Genomic DNA, 15675 nt, shown 5'->3' on the forward strand with positions numbered 1-15675 from the left:
CGATGGCAGGACATTTGGTGCGTGCGGGCGGGGCGATGCTCGCGGCGTTGGCGATTGTCGCAAGTGGGGTGGCGAGTGCGGGCACTGCGGGAGCTCAGTCCCTGGATCTGGGCTTGACCCCACTTGTGGGGTCACTCGTGTTCGGGCTGGAGGATGCCGGCCTCGGCAGTGGGACTTGGACGGTGGGAGCGTGTGAACCCTTCACCGACCAGGACTGGGCCTGGACTGGGGGTATGCCATGCGACGATCTTCGTTTTGAGGATCGGGCTTCTGTCGAGAACTTTCAAGCGGCACTCACCGGACGTGAACAGGTGCTCCGCGGCGAAGAAGCCGTTGTGAGGGCGTACTTCTCGATAACCAAACTCGGGGAACTGGCTGATCCGCAGTCAGGCTTGGAGCTTGCAAGCGCCACCATCCGTACCCCACGAGGATTCGAGTTCAAGGGCGGAAAAGCTTCACTTTCAGGGGCTTCAGGGGCTTCAGGGGTTTGGACCACGACCCCACTTGACCTGACGTACACCGTCGATCCCGAGACGGCCGATGTGACAGTGACGGCTGCCACGGGGTCGATGGACCTCCCGGCCTCGCAGACCGCCTGGGGATGGCGCTCGGACGAGATCAACATGGAGTTGACCTACGTGGCAACCGAGTACGTCACCGACGGAGAGACCGCGCTTCGATTCAGCGGTACCGGGGTGCCGGATTCGGGTTGGGTGGCGTCGGGGGTCACCCAGGTCACGCCTGATCTAGACCCTTTCGGTAGCTCCGGCAGCGCCGCCGAGGGACAGGGGGGTTACGGGGCGTAGGACCCGCGGTGAAGGCGACCGCGAGGATCGAGGCGGCGGCGATCGATTCTGCCGGGCGCTTCCGGGGCCAGTCCGTCGAGGAGCATCGTCACGCCGAACACGAGAAACAGTGTCGCGGAGCCTCATTGGATGAAGACGTTCGGTCAGGCGCCTACCGAGGACCCCGCCGACCACGATGGCCAGTGCGTTGTCGGCGGCGAGGGTGATCGTCTTGCCGCCAAGTCGGCAAGGAAGAACGCGGAGGCGACGGCAAGAAATGCGGAGGTGCCGACGCGGCCCGCCTTGCTCTGTTCCTCGTCGGTGAGGCTGCCTGAACGGAACGGGTTTCGGCACGCCGATCGAGGAGCATCGGCTCGCGTAGGCAGGAACCGTTCTCGGTTTGTGTCATGACCTGATCAGGGAATATCGTACTGCCGCAGCATGATAGCGACGGAAGGGGCCGGAGTATGGAGTTGCGCCCCTGATCTCACGGTAGCCAGTGGGACCAGCTGTGCGTTCAGGTCACACGGACGCAACCGATTCTGCGACACCTGTCGGCGAGTACAGCGGCTCGGTGACCTACCCCGATTCCGGACAGTTCGCCGCCCCGACCATCGACCGGACCGTCCCGTGTTTAACGCTCTGACCTGCGCAAAACCGGCTCGTGAAACCTGATGTGTGCGCCGGGATCGGGCGGTAGTCTCAGGCGCGCTTCGGGGGTGGGGCGGGTATCGGGCTCGTCTGCCTCTTGCTTCGGAGGGAGATCGTGTCGATGGTAGGAAGTTTCGTGCGAGCGGGTGGGTCGGTGCTTGCAGCGCTGACGATTGCCGCGGGTGGTGCGGTGATGGGTGCGGGCACCGCGGTCGGGTTGCCGTCGTGGATGGACGAGATCTGGCAGAACGTGGCGCCCCAGTGCGTCCCCGGTCAGGATGGCTTGGGCGACGCGCGGCCCTACTGCTACGAAGATTCGTTCCTGAAGTCGAAGATTGTCGGCGACCACAACTTCTATTACGGCGGGCACAAGGTTGCTGCTCCGGGTGCCGAGGTCCAGTTCCACGTCGGCGTCCGAGGCGTGGAAGCCGCCTACGATGATCCCGCAGCGGATGTCGACGTGACGAGCTTCACCCACCACGTACCGAAGGGCTTCGAGTTGATCGGGGTCACTGCGGCCCGGGGGACGCCAACCGACTCCGGCGCCCCTGTCCACGAGAAGTTGGAGGACTTCACGACCGTGGTCGACCCTGTCTCCGGAGACGTCACGGTCATGGCGCCTGCCGGGGGCTGGGCGATCCCTCCGGGATACGACGCCGGCAGGTTCGAAAGCAGCAGCGTGTCCGTCACCTTCACCTACCGGGCGCCCGACGAGGACTTCCAGGGAACCACCGGAATGACCGCCACGGGCACCGAAGTTCCCGCGGTCCAGGGATGGATCATGAGCGAAGACATCCGCTCCGACGCCGACAACGGTGGGACGGGCAGCACTGGCTCCTGACGGGTTACCGGTCGAGGGGCTCGCGGGGCTCCTCGACCGGTTCGGGGCGGGCGGTCCGCGAGCGCGCCCAGTGCACGATGCCCGCCGCCACCGCGGCCAGGAGGATGGATGCCGCGGCGATCGGGCCGGCGGGGTTGCCGGGGAACAGGCCGTCGAGCAGCAACAGCACACCGAAGACGAGGAACAGGGTCGCGGCGGCGAGCTGGATGAAGCGTTCGGGCAGATGCTTGCCGAGGACCGCGCCGACGACGATGGCGAGGGCGTCGGCGGCGACCATGCCGATCGTGGAGCCGATCCACACGCCGACCCAGTCGTTGTCGGCGGCGAGGGTGATGGTCGCGAGCATCGTCTTGTCGCCGAGTTCGGCGAGGAAGAACGCCGACGCGACCGCCAGGAACGCGGAGGTGCCGACGCGGCCCGCCTTGCCCTGTTCCTCGTCGGTGAGGCTGTCGCCGCGCAACGTCCACGCCGCGAAGAACACGAACGCCAGGCCGCCGATGATGCTGATCAGGTTCGTGGGGATCGCGACGCCGAGGTAGTGGCCGACACCGACCGAGACGAGATGCACGACCGTGGTGGCGACGGTGATGCCGCCGATCACCACCCACCACCGGTAGCGCAACGCGAAGGTCATCGCCATCAGCTGGGACTTGTCGCCGAGCTCGGCGACGAAGATGACACCGAAACTCAGCAGCAGGGCGGCAAGCACGTGAACTCCTCCGTTCGACTTCTCGGAGGATGTTGGGGACGCTCCTCCGGTCCCCGACGCGGGTGCGTCGACGACCGAAGGTCTCGCCCACCGGCGGAAACCGGTTCGGGCAGCCGGGCGGACCCGTGTCGTTCAAAACGGCCGAGGGTCTGGCCAGTATGTCGACTGCTCGATTGGGGGCTACTCCCCTTCGCTGACCGAAAGACTACCCAGGTATGGCTAATTTGCCAAGCGCGGCAACAAGTTTGGGAACCCGAACTTTGAACTTTCGGGCTCGGTCAGGCGGCCAGCAGCATCGCCAAAATCGCGGTGTCGGGGTCGCTGTTCGGGTCCAGGCTCACGCGGCTGACCATCGAGGTGACCGTGCCGTCGGCCTCGGTCTCCACCCACGCGGCGCGATGGTCGAGGCCGAGATAGGGGAGTCCGGGCAGCAGCACGCAGCCGGACGCGGCGCCCACGCACTCCGGCAGCGACGGCACCGTCTCGGACGGCGGGTGCAGCATCATCAGCGCGGGCGGCTGACGCTCCGCGAAACAGCCTGGCGTGACGGCAGATTCGCCGATGACGGGCCCCTCGGCGAGCACCAGGCCGACGGTGCCGGGCTGGGGGTCCTCCGGGAGTTCCTCGCGGGCGCCGAAAACCGTTGAGGTGGACAGCAACCCGGGCAGCGATGCGACCCGGACGGCGAGGACCAGCAGCTGCGCCCACTCCTTGGTGGTGTCCGGCCAGCGGCCGGAGATGACGAACCCGCGCAGTGCGCCCGCGGCGTGGAACGGGGAGACCCCGATGTATTCGCTTCTGCTCATGCCCGCCTCCTGACCATGGTCGCGCGTCCCGGCGACGCTGCCGGCGGATACCTCAAGAATGCGCCCAAAACGGCTGGCAGACAACTCGGGTCGAGTGCCAGGAGGCCGGTCAGAAACCGCGGCCCGGGACGCCGACCCGGAGCCGGAGCACCGCGCCCGCGAGGTCCCGGGCCGCGTCCTCCGGGACGGCGGTGCGGGCGGCACAGACGAACAGGTCGCGGCCGTCGTCGCCGCCCAATGCGACGGAGTACGGACCGTGCACGGTCAGTCGCTCGGTGACCGATCCGTCGGCGTCGAACCGCACCACCTCGCCGGTGCTCGGGGAGACCACCCAGATGCCGTCCTCGGCGTCGATCGCGAGCCCCTCCGGCTGCGCGGCCTCGTCGAACTCGGCGAACACCCGCTGCTGCTCCAGGCTGCCGTCCGGCGCAATCGTGAACGCCGTGAGCCGCGGCGGGACCGCGCGACTCTCCGCGACGGTCAGGGTGGCGCCGTCCGCGCTGACCACCATGCCGCCGGTGCAGGTCAACGAGCACGCGACGTCGTGCACCGTGCCGTCGGGTTCGACCATCGCCAGGTCGGCGGTCGACGCGGGCGCGTCGTCGTCGCCGCGGCTGCCGACGTACGCGCGACCGTCGGGGCCCACCTGGATGTCGGCGAGGCGGCGGGTGGTGACGCCTGCGAGGTCGGCGTGCACGATCACGGCGCCGTCGACCTCGCGGCGCAGCAACAGTTGGTCGTGGCTGGAGGCGATCAGCAGGCGCCCGTCCGGAAGGAATCCCAGCCCGGCGGGCAGTCCGGGGACTTCGGCGACCGTGTTCAGGGCGCCGGTGACGGGGTCGAACGCCAGCACCGTGCCCGAGAAGTGATCCGAGAACCAGAGGTGACCTGCGTGCCACTGCGCGCCCACCGGGAAGGCGAGCCCGTCGACGAGTGTGTCCACCGTCACGGTCACCACTTCACGATACGACCGTGGGCGGCGAATGCGACCCCCCGAACCCGGACGCTCCCCGGAAAAGCGGCGACGCCACACCCGGGAGACGGGTGCGGCGTCGCCGCGCGATGCGTAGTCGCAGGTCAGGCGATCAGACCGGCGGTGGCGGTGCGGGCCTTCTCGAAGCGCGCGGCGACGTCCGCCCAGTTCACGATGTTCCAGAATGCCTTGACGTAGTCGCCCTTGACGTTCTGGTAGTCGAGGTAGAAGGCGTGCTCCCACATGTCGAGCATGAGCAGAGGGGTCAGGCCGATGGAGATGTTGCCCTGCTGGTCGTACAGCTGGACGATGATCAGCCGCTGACCGATCGAGTCCCAGGCCAGGATGGACCAGCCGGAGCCCTGGATGGCGTTGGCGTTGGCCGAGAAGTGGCTGCGGAACGCGTCGAAGCTGCCGAACTGGTCGTCGATCGCGGCGGCCAGCTCGCCCTCCGGCTTGTCGCCACCGTTCGGGGACAGGTTGTTCCAGAAGACCGTGTGGTTGGTGTGGCCACCGAGGTGGAAGGCGAGGTTCTTCTCGTGCAGGTTCACCACGGGGGCGAGGGCGTCGGCCTCACGGAGCTCGGCGAGCTTCTCGAGGGCGGTGTTGGCGCCAGCGACGTACGCGGCGTGGTGCTTGTCGTGGTGCAGCTCCATGATCTTGCCGGAGATGTGCGGCTCGAGGGCGGCGTAGTCGTAGGGCAGTTCAGGCAGCGTGTAGACAGACACTTCGGTCCCTTCCTTACGGGCGCGGGTTACGCCCGGCGTGTACCTTCTTTTGATCCTTGCTCGGGCTCTAACCCAAGCTCATTGGTACACCGTCCGCAATATTTGCCGTCACGCGCCCGGCCGTGTCGCCGCAGCCTGGGACCGCACGGAATTCGTCTCCAGGGTGAACGGAACCTTAATATCGGGTGGTGCCCGAGCCGACCGTCGAACCCGCCATGCGCGGGGTCGGCACCGCCGACGCGGCCCGGCGACTGCACTTCGGCGGTGCCGATCTGCTGCGGACCCTCGCGGTGCTGGCGGTCCTGTACTCGCACATCTCGTACTACCTGATCGACGATCTCGGCACCGGTTGGTGGCTGATCGACGGCGTCTACGACCTGTTCGTCAAGGGGCTGCGACTGCACCAGCACCTGTCGTTCCTCGGCGTCGCGGTGTTCATGATGCTCACCGGGCTCCTGTTGACGGCGTCCGCCGCCCGCAACCATCCGGGCATGTTCCTGGTCAACCGGATCGGCCGGCTGCTGCCCGCGTTGTGGATCGCGATCGCGCTGGCGGTTCTGCTGGTCAAGCTCGGGATCAACGGCATGTTCAGCGGGCAGGACGGCGTGACGAACGGGCAGGCCGCGCTCAGCTTCGTGCTCGGCGGCTTCTTCCTCAAGCCCGAGGTCGCGGTGCTCGGGGTGACGTGGACGCTGGTCGTGCAGATCATCTTCTACCTGTACAGCGTCGCGACGCGGCCGCTGCTGCGCGTCGCGCCGGCCGCCGTCCCGGTCCTGGGCGCCGTGCTGTGCTGCGCGGTGCTCCTCTACAACCAGTACGTCCCGCAGCCGTATTCGGTGCCGATGCTCACCAAGGTGGCCGCGACCCTGCCCGCCGTGTTCATCGGCCAGATCATCTACATGGCGTGGACCGGCATGGCGAGCTGGCGCTGGCTGGTCGTCGCGGCCCTCGCGCAGGTCGAGGTGGTTCTCCTGGCCACCGACCTCCGCGCCTACTGGGCCGGTGACCGGTACCTGTGGACGATCGCGGTCGTCGCCGTCGCGGTGCTGACGCTGGCCCGCCACGACGGCCCGATCGCGCGCTGGTCGGTGATCCGGTGGACCGGCACCCGCAGCTACGCCATCTATCTGCTGCACACCCTGATCCTCTACCGCGCCTACGACTGGACCGTGGGACTGTTCGGCAAGACCGGCGCCGTCCTCGTGTTCCTGGCCGTCACCGCCGCCGCGGCCGAGCTGCTCTACCGGGCGGTGGAGGTCCCCGCCGGGCGGTGGGTCGGATCGGTGGCCTCCCGCGTCGGCGCACCGAAACCCGCCCCGGCACAGGCCGTGCGAGCCGAATCCGACGGTGCGGACCGCGCGTAGCATCGGGGCATGTCCTGGTTCGACGACATTCTCCGTCAGTCCGCCGCGAAGTCCGTGCTGATCACCGCCGATCAGGCGCTGCCCGGCCGGCCCGATCCGATGCGGGTGCCGGTCGCCCATCACGTGAACGGGCACGCCCTGACCCCACCGTTCCCGGAGGGGCTGCAGACCGCGGTCGTGGGGATGGGGTGCTTCTGGGGTGCGGAGAAGGAGTTCTGGCAACTGGACGGCGTGTACAGCACCGCCGTCGGATACGCCGGCGGCTTCACCCCGAACCCCACCTACGAGGAGGTGTGCTCCGGCCGCACCGGGCACACCGAGGTGGTCCTCGTCGTCTTCGATCCGAAGGTGATCACGTACGCCGGAGTGCTGCAACAGTTCTGGGAGAACCACGATCCGACGCAGGGGATGCGTCAGGGCAACGACCGGGGCACCCAGTACCGCTCGGCGATCTACACCGTCGATGCCGCGCAGGCCGAGACGGCGGGCGGCACGGCCGCGGCGTTCGGCGCGCGGCTGGCCGCCGCCGGGTACGGCGAGGTCACCACCGAGATCGCCCCGCTGGGCACCTTCTACTACGCCGAGGCCTACCACCAGCAGTACCTGTCGAAGAATCCCGGCGGCTACTGCCCGGTGCACGCCACCGGCGTGAGCTGCCCGGTCGGGCTCGAGGCCTGACACGCGCGCCATGACAGTGACCCACCTCACATGTGATGGCGTCCTCGATGACTTGATCTTGATCGAGACCGGGTCGACTCTGGAACGAGGGACCTGAACGGGCGACCAGGACGGGGGCGGGCGATGTGGCGGGACGCGTTCGGCTATGCCGCACTGACGCGGCGGTCGCTGCGCCGAGGTCACGATCCGTTGCGGCGGCGCTTCGACCGCCTCGAGGGCCTTCTCGCGGTCGGGGTGATCCTGCTGGCCGTCGTCCTGATTCCGCTGTCCGTGTGGCTCGGCAACCTCGCCGGTGACAGCCAGTCCGCCCTCGCCGAGCAGCAGGCGCGGGACTACCGCCAGGTCACCGCGACCACCGTCGCCGACGCGACCACCCGGTCGTTGCCCACGGACGGTGTGCCGGTCAGCGCCGACTCCGCCCCCGCCCGGTGGGTGGCGGCCGGCGGGGAGCACCGCGCGGAGGTGTCCGTCGACCCGGGGGCCCGCGCCGGCACCGAGCTGACCATCTGGGTCGACGGCGACGGCAACCTTTCCGGCGCACCGATCACCGCGACCGCGGCGACCACCGGCGGCATCATCGTCGGCCTGTTCACCTGGACGTCGACCATGCTGATCGCCGCCTGCGGCTTCCTCGGCGCCCGCGCAGCACTGAACCGGTACCGCGAGCGGGAGTGGAGCCGGCAGATCAGCGCCTTCCTGGGATCCGCGACCTCGCACTGACCGGCCCGCGTCCCCATCCACCGGTTCCCGAATGGCCCATTCGTTCGGTCTGAGTGAACGAATGGGCCATTCGAGAGAACCCGGGGTCAGCCGAGCTGCGGCATGACCTCCGACGCGACCAGGTCCAGGTGGTCGAGGTCGTCGAGGTCGAGGGTCTGCAGGTAGACCCGGGAGGTCCCGAGTTCGCCGTAGCGACCGATCTTGTCGACGATTTCGGCGGGCGATCCGGCGAGACCGTTCGTGCGGAGCTCGTCGACCTCGCGGCCGATCGCGGCGGCGCGCCGTGCGATCTCGGCGTCGTCACGGCCGCAGCACAGCACCAGCGCGTTGGAGTACACCAGGTCGGCGGGATCCCGATCGATCGCGCGGCATGCCTCGCGGACCCGGTCGAACTGGGTCGCCGTCGCCTCCAGCGAACCGAACGGCAGGTTGAACTCGTCGGCGTAGCGCGCCGTCAGTGCGGGGGTGCGCTTGCGGCCGTTGCCACCGATCAGGATCGGCGGCCCGGGGTGCTGGTGCGGCTTCGGCAGCGCGGGGGAGTCGAGCACGCGGTGGTGGGCGCCGTCGTAGGAGAAGGTCTCACCGAGCGGCGTCTTCCACATGCCGGTGATCACGGCGAGGGTGTCCTCGAGTCGGTCGAAACGCTCCTTGAGCGGGGGGAACGGGATGCCGTAGGCGAGGTGCTCCTCCTCGTACCAGCCGGCGCCGATGCCGAGGTCGACGCGGCCGCCGCTCATCGCGTCGACCTGCGCCACGGAGATCGCCAACGGTCCGGGGTGACGGAAGGTCGCGGAGGTGACGAGGGTGCCGAGCCGGATGGTCGACGTCTCGCGGGCGATGCCGGCGAGCGTGATCCACGCATCCGTGGGACCCGGCAGGCCCTCGGTGTTCATCGCGAGGTAGTGGTCGGAACGGAAGAACGCGCCGTAGCCGGCCTGTTCGGCGGCCTGCGCGACGCGGAGCAACTGTTCGTAGGTCGCGCCCTGCTGTGGTTCGGTGAAGATTCGCAGTTCCATGACTGTCAACTGTGCCCCATCACCGATCGGCCCGCTCCACTCGTAGCGTTGTGCACTATCTGTGGACTGGGTTGTGGAAACTGTGGATAACCCGGTGCATAACCTGTGGTGCGTGTCACAAAATGTCGCTCTTCGGCCGGATTCGCTGTGGAAGACACGGCCGGGGCCATCCATAGGCTGTGGAATTCGCCCTGGGGATCAACCCGCGACCGAGCGGTTGGGGAATCGCGCGGACGCCGCCCGCACGCCGTCACGGCGACCGTTGGGGGGCCTTCGGCGGTTCCTCGCCACCTGTGCGAGGTGCTCCGCTGCCGCGCCGAGCGGGACGTGACACTATCGAGTTGTGAGCTTCGGTGACGTTCCCTCGATCCCCGTCTCGGAGGTGCCGGTGCCGGACGCCGGATCGGTGCTGCTCGACATCCGGGAGGACGACGAGTGGGCGGACGGTCACGCGCCGGACGCCCTGCACATTCCGATGGTCGACGTGCCCGCCCGGCGGGACGAGATCGACATCGACGCCGAGGTCTACGTGGTGTGCCGGTCCGGTGGCCGGTCGGTCGCCGTCGTCGAGTACCTCAACGACGCCGGGTTCGACGCGTTCAGCGTCACCGGCGGAATGGTGGCCTGGCAGAAGTCCGGTCGACCGCTGGTCGCGGACGACGACAGGGCGGCGAAGATCTACTAGATGAGCGCCGTCCAGGTCTGTGTCCGCTGCGCCGCCCGCTGGCCCGTCGTGGGCGCGCCCGCCCAGTGGTGCCCGGGATGCCGCGGCGTGCTGCTCTCGCCGACGCGGCCCGGACGACCGGAACCGCCCTCGCGCCGCAACTTCCGGTGGGTGGCCCGCCGACCCGAGGGCGCCCGGCCACCGGCCTCGGACCGCGCGACGGTCACCGACCGCACGCCGTCCTACCAGCAGGTGCCGAGGTGGGGTCTGCTGGACCCGGAGCCGGCAGTGAGCGAGACGGCGCCCACCCGCACCGAGCGGCTCGCCGAACTCGCCCCGACCCTGCTCGTTGCCGCCGCCGTGCTGTTCCTGGCCGGGGCGGCGGTGGAACTGCTGCGCTATGTCCTGTTGCTGCGCAACCGGACCACGCTGATCTCGCCCACGCTGCTCGCGATCTCCGACGGTCTCGTCTTCACGGCCGGTGTGATGGCGCCGCTGGTGGCGTTCGCCGCCGCGGCGGCCGCGGTCGCCTGGCTGCTCGGTGCCCGCCGGTCCGCCTGGGGACGGCTCGGACGCACCGATCCGCGCTCGCCCTCGGCGATCGCGTTCGGCTGCCTGGTGCCGGTGGTGAACCTGGTGTGGCCGGGGGTGTTCCTGACCGAGCTCGCCTCCGCGGAAACCCGGATCCGGTCGCTGGTGCGGGTGTGGTGGGCGACGTGGGCGCTCGGCGGCGTCCTGTTGATCGTCAGCGTCGCGTGGCGCTCCCACGACTCGCTGCAGGCCCGGGCGAACGGCGTCCTGCTGGCGGTGCTTGTGAATCTGGTGGCGGCCGCGGTCGCGGTCCTGACGCTGCTGGTGACGCGGCGCATCGACGGTCTCGACCTCGGGGGTCGGCCGCGAACCGGGACCCGGTGGGTGGCGGCATGAGCCCGGACCGGAGGGGACCACTCGTCGTCGCGCACCGCGGAGCGTCCGCCGCCCGACCCGAACACACCCTCGCCGCCTACGAACTCGCGCTGGCGCAGGGCGCGGACGGGCTCGAGTGCGATGTCCGGCTGACCCGGGACGGGCACCTGGTGTGCGTGCACGACCGCACCGTCGACCGCACCTCGTCGGGGTCGGGCGTGGTCAGTGAGATGACCCTCCAGCACCTGTCGACTCTGGAGTTCGGCGGCAACGGGGAGCAGGTGCTCACCCTCGCGGAACTGATCACCCTCGTCCTCGACCACCCCGCGCCGACCAAACTGTTCATCGAGACCAAACATCCCGTCCGCTACGGCGGTCTCGTCGAGAGCAAGGTGCTCGCCGAACTCTCCCGTTTCGGGCTGTCCGCCCCCGCCTCCGCGGACCATTCCCGGGCGGTGGTCATGTCGTTCTCGGCGGCCGCGGTGTGGCGGATCAGGCGGGCGGCGCCGCTGCTGCCGACGGTGCTGCTCGGGGAGTCGTCCCGGTACCTCGGCGGTGGCGCCGCGACCACCGTCGGCGCAACTGCGGTGGGCCCGTCGATCCGGACGCTGCGCGAGCACCCCGAGATCGTCGACCGGGCCGCCGCGGCGGGCCGTGCCACGTATTGCTGGACGGTGGACGAGCGCGACGACGTCGAACTGTGCCGCGACCTCGGCGTCGGGTGGGTCGCGACGAACCACCCGGGGCGCACCAAGGCCTGGCTGGCGGGCTGATCACCGGTCCCCGGGAAACGCAGGTCGACTCGTGGACGCGCCCGGTGCGTGTAGGTTTCCCGACGTGGGTAAGAGCAAAAGAAACAGTGGTCCGAAGCCGGGAAGCAACCGCGCCGCCAAGCTCGCCGAGCGGCGTGCCGCGCAGGAGGCCACCGCGTCGACCGCGGTGCCGCGTCCGTTCGAGGGCCTCGCGGCCGAGTGCGACCTGATCGCGCTGCGCGAGTTCGTCCCGTCCGCGACCGCGCCGCTGCCGATGTCGTCGGGCGAGCGCCCGGTCGTCGTCGCGACGGTGCTGCCCGGTGCGGTCGCGGCCCTCGTTCGCGACGAGGAGAACGCCGCAACCGGCTTCGTCGGCCTGCAGGTGCAGGTGCAGTCCCCGGACCTGGCGGCCGACCTGGGCACGGCCGCCGCGTGGGCGTCGACGGCGACGCCGGGTGAGTCGCTGACCGCGGCGAACCCGCAGCCGGACGGGCCGCGCCTGGCCGACGTGATCGACCCGGCCGCGGCGCTGGACATCACCGTCCACCAGGACTTCAACTGGTGGATCCCGGAGGGTGTCACCCCGGCGCCGGAGGTCGCGGCGACCGTCGAGCAGGCGAACTCGGTGATCATGCCGTCGGCGCGCTTGGAGGCGGACGGCGTCGTCGCCGCGTGGTGGGTGGACGCCGGCGAGAAGGCGCACCTGCGGTGGGTGCGGCCCGAGGACGAGGACCAGTTGATGCTGGCGCTGGCCCGCGTGCACGCCGCCGGTGGCCTGCACCTCGGTGAGGGGTCCCGCTACGCCGGCTCGTTCCGCACGCACGGCCTGCTGGTGCCGGTGTTCGACCTCGATCCCGAGAAGCATGCCCAGGAGTGGGCGGCCGCGACCGCGGAGCTCGGTGACCGCCTGGCCCAGGCCCTCGCCGTCGACGCGCCCCTGAACTCCGACGAGCGCCGCGCGCGCGACGGCCTGCGCGGCCGCCAGGTCACGCTGCGATAGGCGGCTCCGCCGCCCGTGAGTCCTTTGGTCCCTATGGGGGCCAAAAGGACTCACGGGCGCGCAGCGCCTATTCGACGATCACGACGTGCAGGTTGCGGGGGCCGTGCACGCCCTCGACCCGTTCGAGCTCGATGTCGGAGGTGGCGGACGGTCCGCTGATCATCGTCGTCGGCCGCTCGGGCACCAGCCGGGCCAGCGCCTCCGGCACCCCGACTTCGACGCTGTCCGCCGGGACCACGCACACGTGCACGTCCGGCACCAGGGTCAGCGCGCGCCGGCCCTGGTCGGCGCTGCCGTCGAGGAAGATCGTGCCGGTCTCCGCGCAGGTGACGGTGGACGCCGTCAGGACGGCGTCCAGGCCCGACAGCTGCGGAGCCGGGACGTCCGAGGAGTCCACGACCACCTCGCCCGAGAATCCCGTGAGCCACGAATCGTCCAGTCCGGCAGGTACTCCGACGCGGCGCGCACCGATCCCGTCCAGTACGTGCGCGACTGTGCCGGGCAGCTCGGCCGGGGTGCAGCGGTGCACGTGCGCCTTGTAGTCGACGAGCCGGTCCACCAGCAGGTCGATTCGCTCGGCGTCGGGCATCGTGCGGCCGGTCCGATACTCGCGCGGAACCTGCTGTGGCGCAGGCGGAGCCAGCGTCTGCGCATCCCGGATCCGAGCCAGGATGGTCTCCCGCGCGCTCATCGGTCCGCCCCCGGTCGTGCGTTCGGGCTCGCGTCGGCGATCGCGGCGCGGCCCTCCTCGGACTCCCACCACTGCCGGAAGGTTTGCTTCGGCGGTGCCGGGATGTCACGGGCCGCGGTCCATCCGTTCAGTGGCGGCGGCAGTGTCGAGATCCTGCCCTTCTTACCGGCGGCCAACCGGCCGAGTCCGGCGGCCTTCTGCGCCAACGTGAATCGACGGGCCGAGCTCATCGCGACCGACGCCGCCTTCATCGCGGCCCGCTCCGCCGTCATGCCGGACTTCTCCACCTTCTGGTGCCGAAGCTCGACAAGCAGCGACGGGATGTCGATCTTGACCGGGCACGCATCGAAGCAGGCGCCGCACAGGCTCGACGCGAACGGCAGCGTGGCGTTCGGGTCGTCGGGGGCGTCCATCCCGGCCAGCTGCGGGGTGAGCACCGCGCCGATAGGCCCGGGATAGGTGGAGCCGTAGGCGTGCCCGCCGGTGCGTTCGTACACGGGGCACACGTTCAGGCAGGCCGAGCAGCGGATGCAGTGCAGTGCCTGCCTGCCGATCTCGTCGGCCAGGGCGGCGGTGCGGCCGTTGTCGAGCAGCACCAGGTGGAACGACTGCGGTCCGTCACCGGGGGTGACGCCCGTCCACATCGACGTGTACGGGTTCATCCGCTCACCGGTCGACGAGCGGGGCAGCAGTTGCAGGAACACCTCCAGGTCGGCGAACCGGGGGAGTACCTTCTCGATGCCCATCACGGTGATCAGCGTCTGCGGCACGGTCAGGCACATGCGCCCGTTGCCCTCGGATTCGACGACGCCGAGGGTGCCGGTCTCGGCGATCCCGAAGTTTGCACCCGACACCGCGACGGGAACCGTCATGAACTTGTGCCGCAGGAACTTCCGTGCCGCGGCCGCGAGATGCGCGGGCTCGGAATCGAGGTCGGGGTCGACGTCGGCCATCTCGCGCAGGAAGATCTCGCGGATCTCCGACCTGTTGCGGTGGATGGCGGGCACCAGGATGTGCGAGGGCTTGTCGTGGCCGAGCTGGACGATCAGCTCCGCGAGATCGGTCTCGTAGGCGGTGATGCCCTGCGTCTCGAGGTGTTCGTTGAGCTCGATCTCCTGGGTGGCCATCGACTTGACCTTGATGACCTCGGTCGAGCCGGTCGCACGGATCAGGTCGGTGACGATGGCGTTCGCCTCGACCGCGTCCGCGGCCCAGTGCACGACGCCGCCGCGCGCCACGACCGCGGCCTCGAGCTGCTCGAGCAGCTCCGGCAGCCGGTTCATCACCTCGGTCTTGATCGCGGAGCCGCTGTCGCGCAATGCCTCCCAGTCCGGAAGCTCGCCGGTGACCTTCAGCCGCTTGGCCCGGATGGTGTGGGTGGCCTTGCCGATGTTTCGGCGCAGTTGCGCATCGGCGAGTTCGTGGTGTGCGGCCTTCGGGAACGACTCGGTGCCACGCAGGAACCCGACGCCCTGCGGGGCGCGGGGTGGGACGGCGGGCAGTCCGAGTCCGACGCGTCGGCCCGAGTCCCCGAGGTTGGCCGTGGTGCTCATGCCGGGGTCACCTCCTTCGGTTCGACGGACGCCAGGATCTCGGCGAGATGGATGGTGCGGGTGCCCATCTGCAGCCGCGACATGCCGCCGCCGATGTGCATCAGGCAGGACGAGTCACCGGCGCACAGGGATTCGGCGCCCGTGGCCGCGACGTTGCGGATCTTGTCGGCGAGCATTGCGGTGGAGGTCTCGGCGTTCTTGATCGCGAAGGTGCCGCCGAATCCACAGCAGGAGTCGGCGTCCGGCAGTTCGACGAGGTCGATGTCGCGCACCGCGCGCAGCAGCCGGAGCGGCTTGTCGCCGACCCGCAGCATCCGCAGTGAGTGGCAGGTGGGGTGGTAGGTGACCCGGTGCGGGAACCAGGCGCCGACGTCGGTCACGCCGAGGACGTCGACCAGCAGTTCGGACAGCTCGTAGGTCTTGGTCTTGACCGTTTCCACCCGCTCGCGCAGCGCGGTCGAGCCGTAGCGGGCGGCGACGATCTCGTGCTGGTGCCGAACCGAGCCGACGCAGGACCCCGACGGGGCGACGACCGCGTCGAAGGACGCGTCCCCGAACTCGTCGGCGTAGTTCGTCACCAGCGGCAGTGCGTCCGGCTGGTAGCCGGTGTTGACGTGCATCTGCCCGCAGCAGGTCTGGCCGGGCGGGAACACCACGTCGTGCCCGAGCCGGGTCAGGAGCAGGGCGGTGGCCTTGGCCGCGTTCGGGAACATCGTGTCCCCGATGCAGGTCGCGAACAGCGCGATTCGCATGTGGATCTCCGCAATCGTCGATGTGGTCTGACCACAGTAACCCACGGTCAGCGCGATTTCGCAAGATTCGCTCCGAACCCGGCTCA

17 protein-coding genes are annotated in these 15675 nt (G+C 69.6%); 9 read left to right on the forward strand and 8 right to left on the reverse strand.

Translation table 11 applies throughout. From position 1 onward, the window contains the following. The first annotated feature begins 137 nt into the window (after positions 1-137). Together ACWDUM_RS10515 and ACWDUM_RS10520 are read left to right on the forward strand one after the other, a co-directional pair. The gene (locus ACWDUM_RS10515; protein ID WP_450133915.1) at positions 138-806 is read left to right on the forward strand and encodes a hypothetical protein; all 669 of its coding nucleotides are present in this window, start codon (positions 138-140) and stop codon (positions 804-806) included. Between the two features lie 751 nt (positions 807-1557). Beyond that, complete coding sequence (locus ACWDUM_RS10520) at positions 1558-2277, forward strand: hypothetical protein (protein ID WP_450133916.1); 720 nt, start codon at positions 1558-1560, stop codon at positions 2275-2277. Between the two features lie 4 nt (positions 2278-2281). On the opposite strand, the gene ACWDUM_RS10525 is transcribed toward ACWDUM_RS10520, so the two are convergent. From ACWDUM_RS10525 to ACWDUM_RS10540, 4 genes are all read right to left on the reverse strand, one after another. Further along, entirely contained in the window at positions 2282-2986 is a 705-nt protein-coding gene (locus tag ACWDUM_RS10525; RefSeq protein WP_450133917.1) for a TMEM165/GDT1 family protein, read from the reverse strand. A 278-nt stretch (positions 2987-3264) separates the two neighbouring features. After that, the gene (locus tag ACWDUM_RS10530) at positions 3265-3792 is read right to left on the reverse strand and encodes a peptidase (RefSeq protein WP_450112514.1); all 528 of its coding nucleotides are present in this window, start codon (positions 3790-3792) and stop codon (positions 3265-3267) included. A 109-nt stretch (positions 3793-3901) separates the two neighbouring features. Continuing rightward, positions 3902-4747 (reverse strand): SMP-30/gluconolactonase/LRE family protein, encoded by an 846-nt coding sequence (locus tag ACWDUM_RS10535; RefSeq protein ID WP_450133918.1) that lies wholly within the window; start codon positions 4745-4747, stop codon positions 3902-3904. 122 nt (positions 4748-4869) lie between these two features. Then, a complete protein-coding gene (locus tag ACWDUM_RS10540) occupies positions 4870-5493 on the reverse strand; it encodes a superoxide dismutase (RefSeq protein WP_450112516.1) in 624 nt (207 codons plus the stop codon). Positions 5494-5708: 215 nt separating this feature from the next. Here ACWDUM_RS10540 and ACWDUM_RS10545 point away from each other — a divergent pair, with 215 nt between their 5' ends. The 3 genes from ACWDUM_RS10545 (at position 5709) to ACWDUM_RS10555 (ending at position 8255) form a co-directional block, all read left to right on the forward strand. Beyond that, positions 5709-6857 carry an acyltransferase family protein gene (locus ACWDUM_RS10545; protein ID WP_450112650.1) on the forward strand — a complete coding sequence of 383 codons (1149 nt, stop codon included), beginning with the start codon at positions 5709-5711 and terminating at the stop codon, positions 6855-6857. 9 nt (positions 6858-6866) lie between these two features. Then, entirely contained in the window at positions 6867-7535 is a 669-nt protein-coding gene (gene msrA / locus ACWDUM_RS10550) for a peptide-methionine (S)-S-oxide reductase MsrA (RefSeq protein WP_450133919.1), read from the forward strand. 123 nt (positions 7536-7658) lie between these two features. Next, positions 7659-8255, forward strand: coding sequence for an Rv1733c family protein (locus ACWDUM_RS10555; protein WP_450133920.1), 597 nt, complete (start codon positions 7659-7661; stop codon positions 8253-8255). Positions 8256-8341: 86 nt separating this feature from the next. Here the strand turns inward: ACWDUM_RS10555 and ACWDUM_RS10560 are convergent, their stop codons facing one another. Then, entirely contained in the window at positions 8342-9271 is a 930-nt protein-coding gene (locus ACWDUM_RS10560; protein WP_450112519.1) for an LLM class F420-dependent oxidoreductase, read from the reverse strand. A gap of 343 nt (positions 9272-9614) precedes the next feature. On the opposite strand from ACWDUM_RS10560, the gene ACWDUM_RS10565 reads away from it, so the two are divergent. From ACWDUM_RS10565 to ACWDUM_RS10580, 4 genes are all read left to right on the forward strand, one after another. Continuing rightward, on the forward strand, positions 9615-9956 hold the full coding sequence (locus ACWDUM_RS10565) for a rhodanese-like domain-containing protein (protein ID WP_450112520.1): 342 nt from the start codon (positions 9615-9617) through the stop codon (positions 9954-9956). Continuing rightward, positions 9957-10862 carry a DUF4328 domain-containing protein gene (locus ACWDUM_RS10570; RefSeq protein ID WP_450133921.1) on the forward strand — a complete coding sequence of 302 codons (906 nt, stop codon included), beginning with the start codon at positions 9957-9959 and terminating at the stop codon, positions 10860-10862. Next, a complete protein-coding gene (locus tag ACWDUM_RS10575) occupies positions 10859-11614 on the forward strand; it encodes a glycerophosphodiester phosphodiesterase (RefSeq protein ID WP_450112522.1) in 756 nt (251 codons plus the stop codon). Before ACWDUM_RS10570 ends, ACWDUM_RS10575 begins: the two co-directional genes overlap by 4 nt. A gap of 64 nt (positions 11615-11678) precedes the next feature. Beyond that, positions 11679-12593 (forward strand): DUF5926 family protein, encoded by a 915-nt coding sequence (locus tag ACWDUM_RS10580; protein WP_450133922.1) that lies wholly within the window; start codon positions 11679-11681, stop codon positions 12591-12593. A 67-nt stretch (positions 12594-12660) separates the two neighbouring features. Here the strand turns inward: ACWDUM_RS10580 and ACWDUM_RS10585 are convergent, their stop codons facing one another. The 3 genes from ACWDUM_RS10585 to ACWDUM_RS10595 are packed head-to-tail and all read right to left on the reverse strand — an operon-like array spanning position 12661 to position 15589. Next, the gene (locus ACWDUM_RS10585) at positions 12661-13284 is read right to left on the reverse strand and encodes a LutC/YkgG family protein (protein WP_450133923.1); all 624 of its coding nucleotides are present in this window, start codon (positions 13282-13284) and stop codon (positions 12661-12663) included. Continuing rightward, positions 13281-14837: a LutB/LldF family L-lactate oxidation iron-sulfur protein gene (locus tag ACWDUM_RS10590; RefSeq protein WP_450133924.1), complete on the reverse strand. Its 1557-nt coding sequence runs from the start codon at positions 14835-14837 to the stop codon at positions 13281-13283. Before ACWDUM_RS10590 ends, ACWDUM_RS10585 begins: the two co-directional genes overlap by 4 nt. Next, positions 14834-15589 (reverse strand): (Fe-S)-binding protein, encoded by a 756-nt coding sequence (locus ACWDUM_RS10595; RefSeq protein ID WP_450133925.1) that lies wholly within the window; start codon positions 15587-15589, stop codon positions 14834-14836. The genes ACWDUM_RS10590 and ACWDUM_RS10595 overlap by 4 nt, the downstream gene beginning before the upstream one ends. Positions 15590-15675: the final 86 nt, after the last annotated feature.

Source organism: Rhodococcus sp. NPDC003322, assembly GCF_053589555.1.

What these genes read in the sequence shown, in the direction of transcription:
- ACWDUM_RS10520 (WP_450133916.1), top strand. Translation starts at nt 1,558, where the DNA reads ATGGTAGGAAGTTTCGTGCGAGCGGGTGGGTCGGTGCTTGCAGCGCTG.
- ACWDUM_RS10530 (WP_450112514.1), bottom strand. Translation starts at nt 3,792, where the DNA reads ATGAGCAGAAGCGAATACATCGGGGTCTCCCCGTTCCACGCCGCGGGC.
- ACWDUM_RS10545 (WP_450112650.1), top strand. Translation starts at nt 5,709, where the DNA reads ATGCGCGGGGTCGGCACCGCCGACGCGGCCCGGCGACTGCACTTCGGC.
- msrA (WP_450133919.1), top strand. Translation starts at nt 6,867, where the DNA reads ATGTCCTGGTTCGACGACATTCTCCGTCAGTCCGCCGCGAAGTCCGTG.
- ACWDUM_RS10555 (WP_450133920.1), top strand. Translation starts at nt 7,659, where the DNA reads ATGTGGCGGGACGCGTTCGGCTATGCCGCACTGACGCGGCGGTCGCTG.
- ACWDUM_RS10560 (WP_450112519.1), bottom strand. Translation starts at nt 9,271, where the DNA reads ATGGAACTGCGAATCTTCACCGAACCACAGCAGGGCGCGACCTACGAA.
- ACWDUM_RS10570 (WP_450133921.1), top strand. Translation starts at nt 9,957, where the DNA reads ATGAGCGCCGTCCAGGTCTGTGTCCGCTGCGCCGCCCGCTGGCCCGTC.
- ACWDUM_RS10575 (WP_450112522.1), top strand. Translation starts at nt 10,859, where the DNA reads ATGAGCCCGGACCGGAGGGGACCACTCGTCGTCGCGCACCGCGGAGCG.
- ACWDUM_RS10585 (WP_450133923.1), bottom strand. Translation starts at nt 13,284, where the DNA reads ATGAGCGCGCGGGAGACCATCCTGGCTCGGATCCGGGATGCGCAGACG.
- ACWDUM_RS10590 (WP_450133924.1), bottom strand. Translation starts at nt 14,837, where the DNA reads ATGAGCACCACGGCCAACCTCGGGGACTCGGGCCGACGCGTCGGACTC.
- ACWDUM_RS10595 (WP_450133925.1), bottom strand. Translation starts at nt 15,589, where the DNA reads ATGCGAATCGCGCTGTTCGCGACCTGCATCGGGGACACGATGTTCCCG.